9 protein-coding genes and 1 riboswitch are annotated in these 11,117 nt (G+C 68.0%); of the genes, 2 read left to right on the forward strand and 7 right to left on the reverse strand.

Annotated elements, in window-relative coordinates:
• On the reverse strand, positions 1–210 hold a 210-nt coding region (locus FJY73_12635; GenBank protein MBM3321512.1), incomplete at its 3' end, for a hypothetical protein.
• 100 nt (positions 211–310) lie between these two features.
• On the opposite strand from FJY73_12635, the gene FJY73_12640 reads away from it, so the two are divergent.
• Entirely contained in the window at positions 311–1,402 is a 1,092-nt protein-coding gene (locus tag FJY73_12640) for a glycosyltransferase family 2 protein (protein MBM3321513.1), read from the forward strand.
• On the opposite strand, the gene FJY73_12645 is transcribed toward FJY73_12640, so the two are convergent.
• Both FJY73_12645 and FJY73_12650 read right to left on the reverse strand, forming a co-directional pair.
• Positions 1,377–2,588 (reverse strand): Glu/Leu/Phe/Val dehydrogenase, encoded by a 1,212-nt coding sequence (locus FJY73_12645; GenBank protein ID MBM3321514.1) that lies wholly within the window; start codon positions 2,586–2,588, stop codon positions 1,377–1,379. The genes FJY73_12640 and FJY73_12645 overlap by 26 nt on opposite strands.
• A 142-nt stretch (positions 2,589–2,730) precedes the next feature.
• The gene (locus FJY73_12650) at positions 2,731–5,148 is read right to left on the reverse strand and encodes a response regulator (protein ID MBM3321515.1); all 2,418 of its coding nucleotides are present in this window, start codon (positions 5,146–5,148) and stop codon (positions 2,731–2,733) included.
• Between the two features lie 155 nt (positions 5,149–5,303).
• Between FJY73_12650 and FJY73_12655 the strand changes: the two genes are divergently transcribed.
• Entirely contained in the window at positions 5,304–6,611 is a 1,308-nt protein-coding gene (locus tag FJY73_12655; protein ID MBM3321516.1) for a serpin family protein, read from the forward strand.
• Between the two features lie 26 nt (positions 6,612–6,637).
• Here the strand turns inward: FJY73_12655 and FJY73_12660 are convergent, their stop codons facing one another.
• The 4 genes from FJY73_12660 to FJY73_12675 all read right to left on the reverse strand — a co-directional run bounded on the left by FJY73_12660 (position 6,638) and on the right by FJY73_12675 (position 11,104).
• On the reverse strand, positions 6,638–7,960 hold the full coding sequence (locus FJY73_12660; protein ID MBM3321517.1) for a VCBS repeat-containing protein: 1,323 nt from the start codon (positions 7,958–7,960) through the stop codon (positions 6,638–6,640).
• 20 nt (positions 7,961–7,980) lie between these two features.
• Complete coding sequence (locus tag FJY73_12665; protein MBM3321518.1) at positions 7,981–9,078, reverse strand: methionine adenosyltransferase; 1,098 nt, start codon at positions 9,076–9,078, stop codon at positions 7,981–7,983.
• A 184-nt stretch (positions 9,079–9,262) separates the two neighbouring features.
• Positions 9,263–9,402, reverse strand: a riboswitch (SAM riboswitch).
• Positions 9,403–9,450: 48 nt separating this feature from the next.
• Positions 9,451–10,128: a hypothetical protein gene (locus FJY73_12670; GenBank protein MBM3321519.1), complete on the reverse strand. Its 678-nt coding sequence runs from the start codon at positions 10,126–10,128 to the stop codon at positions 9,451–9,453.
• Between the two features lie 10 nt (positions 10,129–10,138).
• Entirely contained in the window at positions 10,139–11,104 is a 966-nt protein-coding gene (locus FJY73_12675) for a DUF1028 domain-containing protein (protein ID MBM3321520.1), read from the reverse strand.
• Positions 11,105–11,117: the final 13 nt, after the last annotated feature.

The following is an 11,117-nucleotide window of genomic DNA, read 5'->3' on the forward strand; positions in this document are numbered from 1 at the left end:
GGCGTCCCCCGGCCACGAGAGGAGCACCTCGTCCCCTCCGAGCGCCTCCTCGAAAAGATCGGTCTTAAGCACGCGCGCGTTGCGGGGAAGAGGACACCAGCGCCGGAGAAGCGCGAGGTGGACGCGCCTCTTGTGTTCCGCCATCACCGGATCGAGGTGGTACGCGCGGACCATCGCGCGCGCCACCCGATCCCACGACGCCCCGCTCATCGCATCTCCCAAATGGTCGCGCGGCGGACAAAGCTCTTGCCCCTCTTCGCCCGCGCGGCTACCCTGGGAATCCGACCCGAGCCGCCGGCGGAAGAGGAACATGACAAGCGCCCCTTATCTCTCGATCGTGATCCCGACGCGCAACGCCTCGGTCAAGCTCGGCAAGCTCCTCCGATCGATCGAGGCGTCCTCGTACTCCGACCGCGAGGTCCTCGTCGTCGACGACGGATCGACGGACGACACCCCGCGCTTGCTCGATGACTTCCCGGTGCGGGTCCTCCGTGCGTCCCGAAACAGCGGGCCGGCCTTCGCGAGGAACCTGGGCGCGCGCGAGGCCCGCGGCGAGGTGATTCTCTTTCTCGATTCCGACGTGATCCTCGAACCGGATGCGCTCGCGGAGACGGCGCGCTTCTTCCGCGAGCATCCCGACCGCGCCGTGATGATCGGCGTGTACGCGCCGGAGCCTGCCAACGAGGGCCCTTGGCCCCTGTACAAGGCGCTTCAGTGCTACAGCTACTACCGCGGCTTCCCCGGCGTCAAGGAGGTGACGCTCCTCTGGTCGGCGGTCGCCGCGTTCCGCCGGGAGGTCTTTCTCCGGTCGGGCGGGTTCGACACGCGCTTTGCGAAGCCGAGCATGGAGGATCTCGAGCTCGGGCGCCGCATCGCGCGCGAGACGCCGATTCATCTGAACCGCCGCGTCGTCGCGCGGCATCACTTTCCCGCGACGCTTCGGAAGAACGCGAGGGATCACTTCGACCGGGGGCGCCTCTGGGTGCGGATCTATCTTCGCTATCGCCGGTTCGACAACTACCTTTCGACCCCGCGCCGCGCCGCCGGGCGGATCGCCGCATCGGCGAGCGTCCCGCTTCTCGCGTGCGCTCCTCTTCTCCCGGCCGCGGGATGGGCTTCGGCCGCGGCGTTCGGCGCCTACCTCGCCTGCAACTGGGATCTCTGGGCGGTGGTCCTCAGGCGCTCCCCGAGGTTCTTGCCGGCCGCGCTTCTGTTCGATTTCGCGCTCGGCCTCGTGCTCGGCGCCGCCGCGCTCGCCGCCTTGGGCGAGGCCGCGCTCGATCGGCGATCGGACAGTCGGCGCGAACGCTCGCGCGGCGTCGCGGGGAGCGCGGTCCGCGCGCGGGAATCGGAATCGACCGCGAACCTGCCGAGCCCTACGTCCCCGTCCCCCAATCCGTGAGCCGATCGCGGAGGCGCGCCGCGTAGAGCGATGCGGCGAAGCGGCCCGCCGCGCGCGGCACGAATCCTTTTCTCTTCAAGGAAAGCCCGAGAAGGGCGAGGCGCGAGGAAGAAGCTCTCTCCATCCTCTCGATGCGAGCGAGCGCGGTTCGTTCGGCGAGGTCGTTCGGGGAGAGGCCTTCCCGCTCCGCGCGCGCGAGGAGAGTCTCCACCGCCTCGCCGATCCTCGCCTCGGCGATCGCCTCGGCCCGCGCATTGGGGATCCCGCCCCAGGAGAGCGCGCCGCCGAGAACCCCGCCCGCGTTCGCGACGAAGTCGGGGAGGACGAGGACCCCGCGCGCTTCGAGGGATCGTGTCGCTTCGGGCGTCGCCGGGTTGTTCGCTCCGGGCGCCACGCAGCGCGCGGCGAGGAGATCCGAGTTCCGTCCGTTCAGCGTGTGCGTGAGCGCGCAGGGGAGGAACGCGTGGACGGGGAGCGCGAGAAACTCTTTATGTGTGATAGGACGCGCGCCGGGAAAGCGCTCGATGCGCTCGGGTCCCTCGGCCGCCGCGAACGCATCCCACGCTTCGGGATCGAACGCCGACTCGAGGCGGATCCGGCCGAAGCGGTTCGCGACGGCCGCGATTCGAACCCCCTCGCGAGTGAGCCGGCGCGCGGCCGAGAGCCCGACCGCGCCGAGCCCCTCGATCGAGACGGAGAGGTCTCTCCTCGAAATCGACAGGCGCCGCGCGGCGGCGAAAAGCGCGCCAACGAGCCCCGCCCCCGTGTGGCGGCCCGAGTCGGCCCATCGCCACGCGCTCCCCTTCCTCTGTCGGATGCCGCTCGCGGCGAGCAGATGGCGGATCATCTCCTCGTTGGTCCCCATGTCCGGACCGGGATGGAAACGCCGCGTCGCGAGAAGGGGGCGGATCGCCCGCCCGAAGCCGGCGAGAAGCGCGAGCGTTCGTCTTGGATCTCCTTCCGGGTCGCCGCGGATCCCCGCCTTCGCTCCCCCCTTCGGGAACCCGAGGAAGCCGTACTTCAGGGTCATCGTCCGCGCGAGGAGACGAAGCTCCTCCTCGTTCACAGTCGGCGTCATGCGGAGGCCGCCGCTCGATTCGCCGCGGACGGTTCGGTCGATGGCGACCCACCCCTCGAGCCTGATCGCCTCGTCCCGGACCGCGTGGATCTCTTGTCCAACCTCCATCTCGGCCCCCAATCCTCGCGATCCCATTCGGTCCCGCTCGGTTCACGATCGCACGCGGAAAAAAGGCGCGCACACGGGTTCGCCGAACAGCGGAATGGTACCGGAGAAACCGTTCGAAACACCCGGGATGTGTGAAGGGGGATCAGGCGATCGGAGCGCCGTCCGCGCCGCCCGGGCCGGGGAGGTTCTGGAGGCAGGGGAGAAGGCGGGCCATCTCCTCGCGGAGGCCGTCCGCCGCCGCCCGCGCCTCGTCGTCGCGCCCCTCGCGGGCCGCGTCCTCGACGCGCCGCGCCGCCTCGTATGCGCGCTTCGCGGCGAAGCTTCCGACGGTCCCCTTGATCGCGTGAGCCGCCCGCTCGAGGGACTTGCGATCCTGTCTCGCCAGAGCGGACTCGACTCCCGAGAGAAGGCGGGGCGCTTCCTCGAGGAAGATCTCCGCCATCTGCTTCAGAAGATCCACGTCGCCCTCGAGAAAGTCGAGAGCCTCGGAGAGATCGAAACTCTCCGGCGGAGCCGGAACAAGATCCGCGTCCTTCTTCTCGTCGTCGGATTTGGTTGACCCATGAAGAAGATCGTGGATCGCGTCGAGCAGCCTCTGGGGACGGATCGGCTTCGTGACGTAGCCGTCCATTCCCGCCTCGAGACAGCGCTCGCGGTCCCCCTTGAGAGCGCACGCGGTGAGGGCGAGGATCGGGAGATGCCCGCCGCTCTTCTTTTCTCTCTCGCGAATCGCGCGGGTCGCTTCGTAGCCGTCCATCACCGGCATCTGAATATCCATGAGGACGAGGTCGAACCTACCGTCCGCGAGGGCGTCGAGCGCCTCTCGCCCGTTCTCGCAAGTGGCGACGACGTGGCCCTCCTTCTCGAGAATTCGCCGGGCGACCTTCTGGTTCACCGGGTTGTCTTCGGTGAGAAGGATCCTGAGAGGAGAAGCCTGCGCCGACGCGCCGGCCGGCTCGCGAGCGGGCGCCGCGGCGCGGGATGGGAGCGCAGGCCGGGAGAGCCGCGCGATCGCCTCGCTGAGCTCCGAGAGGCGCACCGGCTTCGTGACGGCGGCCGGATCTCCGAGCGCGCGGCACCGCTCGAGGTCGAGGTTCTTCCCCGCGGGGGAGAGGAGAAGGATGAACGCGCCCGCGAGCGACCGGTCCTCGAGGATCCGCTCGGCGATCTCGAAGCCGTCGAGGCCGGGCATACGGGAATCGAGGAGGACGAGCGGGAAGGGGGCGCCGCCGCGGCGCGCTTCCTCCATGCGGGAGAGCGCGAGCCGCCCGTCCGGCGCCGACGACGGATGGAGCCCCCAGTACGCGAGCATTTCGCTCACGATCCGCGCGCTGGTCGCGTTGTCGTCGACGACGAGCGCGGGTTTCCCGCGGAGCCGGTCGATCCCTTCGGGGGGCGGCATCTGGACGGCGTCCGAGCGAAGACTCGCCCGGATCGTGAACTGGAAGATGCTCCCCCATCCGATGTTGCTCACGAGCGAGATCCTCCCGCCCATCAGCCGGACGAGGTCCCTCACGATCGCGAGGCCGAGCCCGGTCCCCCCGTGCTTCCGCGTGGAAGAGCCGTCCGCCTGCTCGAACGGCTGAAAGACGGTGCGGCGCTTGTCGTCCGGGATGCCGATCCCCGTATCGCGCACGGTGAACCGGAGGAGCACGCTCTCTTGCGACCGCTCCTTCACCTCGGCCCGGACGAGGATCTCTCCCTCCTCGGTGAACTTGATCGCGTTGCCGATGAGGTTCACGAGAATTTGGCGGAGCCGCCCCGGGTCGCCGACCAGCCGGTCCGGGAAGTCGGGAGGAACGTGGCAGGCGAGCTCGACCCCCTTTCGGTCCGCGCGCGGGGCGAGCAGGCGGACGGCTCCCTCGACGCAATCCCGCGGACTGAACTCGGTTGTTTCGAGAATGAGTTTTCCCGCTTCGATCTTGGATAAATCAAGAATATCGTCCAAGATGCTGAGAAGGGAATCCGCGGATTCCTTCACGGTGGTCAGGAACTCGCGCTGCTCGGGCGAGAGGTTCGTCTCCAGGGCGAGCTCGGTCATGCCGAGGATGCCGTTCATCGGCGTCCGGATCTCGTGCGACATGTTCGCGAGGAATTCCCCCTTCGCGCGGCTCGCGGCCTCGGCGGCCCGCTGCGCGGCGAGGATCTCTTCTTCCACGCGCTTCCGGTCGGTGATGTCGCGGAAATACCAGATGCGGCCGGCGTTCCGGCCGTCCTGGATGAGCGCGGCCGAGCGCCGGTCGAAGAGGCGGCCGTCCTTGAAGTGGATCATGTCCGTGCTCGGCGCCTCGGATTCGTAAAGCTCGTTCACCTTGGCGAGGAACGCGTCGGGGTCGGCGAGCTGGTCGAGCACGAACCGAAGGAGCGCCGGATCGTCCCGGCGGTCCGCCAGATCGTGCGGGATCGACCACATGTCGAGGAAGCGGGCGTTGTAATGCTCGACCCGGCCTTCCCTGTTCACCACGAGGATGCCGTCCGGCGTCGCGTCGAGCACCGCCCGAAGCGTCTCCTCGGTCATGCCGCGGGCACGGGACGCGTCTTCTCGGATCTCGTTCTCCATGCGGGTTCGTCTCCGGGGGGAATCGCCCCTCTCTTCCCTAGATCGACGAGAACGCCGATCCCCTTGATATCCAAGAGGGTTAGGTCCTGGCCGTCGGCCCGCGGGCGTGGTACAATCGAGCAAGAGAAGTGAATCCCTCGCAAAGGAGAACAAAGATGAGCCGTCGATTGGAAGGCCCGCTCGCGGGGCGTCTTCGTTGCCTCGCCCTTCTCATTCCTCTTCTCGCGCTCGCGTGCGGGGATTCGGTCGGATCGTCCGATCCGAGCGATGCCTCGTGGGAGAGCCTTCGTTCCGACCTTCCGCGGGACACGAGCCCTACCCCCGGCGGGGAGGCCCTGAGGGAGCTCGCGCGCGGGGGCGCGGAGACGGCGCTCGACCTCCTCGGGCATCTCGAGAAAGGCGAGAACGTTCTCATCTCCCCCTTCAGCATCCGGATCGCGTTCGCGATGCTCTACGGAGGGGCGCGCGGCGAGACCGCGGAGGAGATTGCGGAAGTTCTTCGCTACCCGGAAGGAGAGGGGGTCCACGACGCGTGGAATGCGCTCGACCTCGCCCTGGCGGCCCGGAACCTCCCGGCCGGGGACGAGGGTGAGGATCCGGTCGAGCTTCTCGTCGCGAACGCATTCTGGGGGCGCTTGGGGTTCCCGTTCCGCGACGAGTATCTCGATCTTCTCGCGGTCCACTACGGGAGCGGCATCGAGCGGCTCGATTTCGCGGGGGCGCCGGAGGCCGCGCGCCGTGTGATCAACGAATGGGTGGAGGGGAAGACTCGCGACCGCATTCGGGATCTTCTCCCGGCCGGCTCGATCGACCCCCTCGTCGTCGCCGTTCTCACGAACGCGCTCTACTTCAAGGCGCCTTGGGCCCGTCCGTTCGATGAAAACTTGACGACTCAAGGAGCGTTCGAGCGGCCGGAGGGTTCGGCCGTCACCGTCCCGATGATGGCGCGGACCGACACCTTCCCCTACGCGGAAGGAGACGGATGTCAGGCGCTCGAGCTGCCCTTCCGAGGGGATGAGCTCTCGATGGTCTTCCTGCTCCCCTCCGGCGGCCTCGACATCCTCGAGGAGAGCTTGACAGGTGAAGGGCTTTTCGCGATCCTGGACCGCCTCGAGCCGGCCGGGGTGGCGGCCGCGATCCCCCGCTTCACGTTCGAGTCCGATTTCGAGCTTCGCGAGATGCTGCAGACGATGGGAATGCCCCGCGTCTTCTCAGGGGACGCGGATCTCTCCGGGATGACGGAGGGGGGCGGCCTCTTCGTCGACGAGGCGTACCACAAGACCTTCATCGCGGTCGACGAGAAGGGGGCCGAGGCGGCGGCGGCGACCGCGATCGTGATTCGCGAGTCAGCGGTGCCGGCGGATCACACCTTCCGGGCCGATCGTCCGTTTCTCTTTCTCATCCGCGACCGGGGGACGGGGGAGATCCTCTTCCTCGGCCGCGTGACGGATCCATCGGCGTAGGCGAACGGAAGGGACCCGAACACGCGCTATTCCGCGCGGTGCGCTGTGACGTTGAACGTGATCGGCTTCATCTCGAGCGGGCCGATCACCTGCATGCGATACGTTCCCTCCTCGAACCGGTAGCCGCGAAGCTCCTTCTGGTCGTCGGAAGCGACATAGATCTCGTCCGTCCCGTCCCCGTCGAAGTCGGCGAGGACCGTCGCGTGCTCGAACCCCGATGTCCCCGTCGCGAGAAGCGTCTTCTCCCACTCGGCGCCGGGGGTCTTCGGCGGCGAAAGCTTCCAGATCCCGCTATTCTTCGTTGAGGCGACGAGCTCGTTCGCTCCGTCTCCGTCGACGTCGCCGTAGGTGAGGAAGCGGCAGAGGTTCCCCGGAAGACCGGCGATGTCGGTCTTCTCGATGCGGCCGTCTCCGAAACGATAGAGACGGATGCGCGTGTTGTCCCCCGACGCCTCGGCCCCCCCGATGCTCTCCCCCTCGAGCGAGGCGAAGAGGACCGGCCGCGTCTCGCCGTCCGGAACGACGCAGAGGATCTCCTTCGCGTGGCGCGTCGCGAGCGTGTCCACGATCCGGTACGCCCATTTCCCGCCGTCGCGCTTGTACATGTCGATCTCGCCCGGCTGAGGCGTGCCGTCCAGCTTGTTCGGGAGGCTCGGCGTCGTGAAGATCTCGATCACGCCGTCGCCGTCCACGTCCCCGACCTCGACCTCATGAACGAACGTGTTCTCGCGCCGCCCGATCTCCTCGGCCTTCCATCCACCGTCCGTCCAGGAGACGACGCCGATGACGCCCTGATCGTGGGTCGCCACGACGATGTCCTCGACGCCGTCGCCGGTCACGTCCGCGATCTCGAAATCGCGGAGCCGGTCCCACTTGCCGCCGAACGTCGGGTTCCACAGCGCCTCCGCTTCCCAGCCGGCGCTCGTCTTCCGCCAGATCTTGAGGAACGCCCGCGTCGCCCCGATCGTGAGAATCCCGGGCTCCCCGCTCGGAGGCGCGTACCAGGCCGCCTTGTGAAAGACGTTGCTCTCCGGGTCCTCGAGCACTTCCTCGGACCACGCGGAACCGTTTGAGGTCCAAATCGAAAGGCGCGCGGGGCCGGGCACCGGGCGGCTCTTCCCGTCCGGCGTCGTCTCGGTGACGAATTGCGCTTGGGCGAGATAAAGCGTCGAGCCCGCGGGGGTCGGACGGGCCGCGGCCGCTCGTCCCTCTGGAATCGGCGGAGGCGCGTGTTCCGTCTCGCTCTTCCCTCCGCAGCCGGAGAACCCGATCCCCGCGGCGAGGACGAGGAGCGCGGAAAGACGAAGGCCGAGCATCCGGCCCGAACGGAAGCGAAGCGTGCGGATCATCGGTCTCTCCTTGCCGAGCGTTATTCTTCCCAGGTGAAACCTGGACGCCCAAAGTGTCCGTAGTTGGTGGTCCGACGGTAGATCGGCCGCAGGAGATCGAGCTTCTCGATGATCGCCCTCGGCCGAAAGTCGAAGCGGTTCACGAACTCCTTCGCCTCTTTTTCGTTCCCGGTGCCGAACGTGTCCACCTTCGCGGAGATCGGCTTCGGCTTTCCGATCGCGTAGGAGACTTGGATCTCGACGCGCGAGGCGATCCCCGTCTTCACAATCTGCCGCGCCACGTGTCGGCAGAAGTAAGCGGCGCTCCGATCCACCTTCGAAGGATCCTTCCCGCTGAAGGCGCCGCCCCCGTGCCGTCCCATCCCGCCGTAGGTGTCGCAGATGATCTTGCGTCCGGTCACGCCGGCGTCGGCGGAGGGGCCGCCTTCGGTGAACGGACCGCCCGGGTTCACGTGGACGCAGATCGACTCTCGATACCACTTTCCGAGGACGCGGGGCAAGAGATCCCCGCGGACGTAGGCGCGCAGCGGTTCGATCGTGTCCTTCCGGTGCTGCGCGGAGACGATGACGGTGGCGACCTCCTTCGGGACGTGGTCCTCGTAGTGGACCGAGACTTGGGTCTTGCCGTCTGGCCGAAGGAAAGGGGCGCGGCCGCTCTTCCGATCGATCGCGAGCCCCTCGGAGAGCCTGTGCGCGAGATAAATGGGGAGGGGCATGAGCGCGTCCGTCTCTTTCGTGGCGAACCCGAACATGATCCCCTGATCTCCCGCGCCCTGCTCGCCGTCCGGGAGATCGACCTTGACGCCGATCTCGCGCGACTGCTCCGTGATCAGCTCGTGAATGCGCGCGCCGTCCGCGTGGAACGGCTCGCTCGGGTCGACGTAGCCGACCGCGCGCACCGCCTCGCGGATGATCGCCGGGTGATCGATCGATCCGCGCACGCGCGACGAGATCTCGCCGGCGACCACGATGTTGCCGTCCTTGACGAGGGTCTCGACCGCGACGTGGCTCTTCTTGTCCGCGGCGATGTAGGCGTCCAAGATCGAGTCGGAGATGAAATCGCACACCTTGTCGGGATGCCCTTCGGTCACCGACTCGGACGTGAAGACATACTGCATGCTCTCTTCCCCCGAAGCGTCCGCGGCAAGGGAGCGTCACTCCCGGAAGCGCGCGCCGCGGATCGTGAGTTGTGCCGGCGAGGGCGGGTCCGGCCGGCCGAGCGCCTGCCGAATGGAAGGCGCGGACGTCCAACGTGCCCGATTAGCGCCCGCGAGTAGGGGGGAGGGCTCTCGGCCCGAGATCGGTCGGGCGACGAATTGCCTCGAAACGGGTCGAGACCTCGAAGCCGCATCGTTCCCCGTCGGGCTGGCCTGGGCACCGTGCCGTCGCAACCGGTTGCCGGGCGAGACCCACAGGCCTTCTCGCCACTCTGGATGCGAGAGAGAGCATAGAAGGAAGACGCGCCCCGCGCAAGAGGGAAATCGCGCGGGCTATGCCGGAAGGATCGCCGTCTCCGTTTCTTCCGCGGAGGCGTGCGTGCGGAGAAGCCGGGCGAACTCGAGAAGGTGCCCCTCGAGCTCCTCGGTTGGGACGTTCGCGCGGCTCGCGTAGATCGCGCCGATCACGCGCCGCGTCTCCGGCGTCACCTTGGATCCCATCGAGTCCTTGACCGGGTTGCCGAGAGCGGGGCCGTTCGTGCGCGCGACACAGAGAAGCCCCCGAAGGCGGATCTCCTGCCCGGCCGGGTTGAAGACGTACGACTCCTCGTCGGTCCCGAGCCGGATCGAGAGGGAATCGCGGCCTTCGAGCGCGCGGTCGAGATCGAGAACGGAGATCGGAAGGCCCGAGCGAAGGGAGATGTAGTTTCCGATGTCGACGACGTTCGAATGAAAGGGATAGTCGCCCGCCCGCGCGCGCGCGGCGAGGTACTCGCTCGCCGGTTTGTTCCGCCCGCTCGCGTGGAAGCCTCCCGCGCGGAGGAGCTTTCGGACGGCGGACCTTCTCTCGGGGGGCGGGAAATCCTCGCCGCGCCGGATCTCGACGAGCCTCTCGATCGTCATGCGGAGCTCGGGCGGCGTTTCGCGGATCGAGACGGCCCGCGCTTCCACGATCCCGACGGCGAGGTCGGGGTTCTCGATGTCGAGCGTCACTCGCGTCCGCTGGAGCATGCCCGGACCCTCATCGCGCGAGGATCCGATCCAGGATCGCCGCGCCGGCCGGCGTGTCCGGGATGATCCCCGCCTTCACGAGGCGCTTCGTCACCTCGCGAAAGCCGGGGTTCGCCCGGAAGACCTCGCGAAAGAACGGAAGCGACTCGTCGACCTTCCCGTTCGTCGCGAGCGACACCGCGTACCAGTAGATCATCTCCGGGTTTCCCGGGGCGAGGCGCGTCGCCTCCTCGTACTCGACGCGCGCCAGCTCGAAGTCCCCTTCCTCGATCGCTCGATCGCCGCGGTTCATGTGCTCGTAGGCGCGATGAACCGCGAGAAGCCTTCGAAGCTCGCCGACCGGATCGGGATGATCCTCGACGCGAAGATCGACGGCCCGATCCGCCCAAGGCTTGTCGGACGCTTCCGCCTCGACGACGAGAAGCGCCGCCGATTGGCTTCCGCGAATGTCGCCGCCCGCGCCCTCTCCCGCCTCGAGCGCCGCGAGAAGCCTCTCCGCGAGCGTCCCCTGGGATTTCTCATACGCGGCGGCCATCGCGTCCACGACCCGATCGTTGCGCATTAGGTTCGCCTGAACCGAGTAGCCTTCTCCCGCGCGATGCCCGGCCCAATCGATGCACCTCGATCCGGTGTAGACCGCGACCCTCCCCTCCCGATCGATGAAAGCCACCTGCCTCAATTCCCTTCCCGGGTCTCCGGCGAGAAGGGAATCGAGCGCCTCGCGCGCGGAGGCCCCGCCGCGCATCCTCTCGAGACCGCGCGGCCCGTAGGCCGGCTCGGCGAACGACTGCGTGGCGACGGCGCCGACCCCCGCCTCGGCCCACGAAACGATCGAGCCCACGCTGAACCAATGCGACTGCACCGCGACGCCGATCTGTCCGGTGAGGCTGTCGCGGGCGACGATCGAATACGTGTGTGTCGGGCGAATCGGTTCCGATCCTGCGGTTCCCGCAAAGCAGGCGGCGAGTACGGGCACGAGATAGCTCCTC

This window comes from Candidatus Eisenbacteria bacterium (assembly GCA_016867715.1).
Classification (GTDB): domain Bacteria; phylum Orphanbacterota; class Orphanbacteria; order Orphanbacterales; family Orphanbacteraceae; genus VGIW01.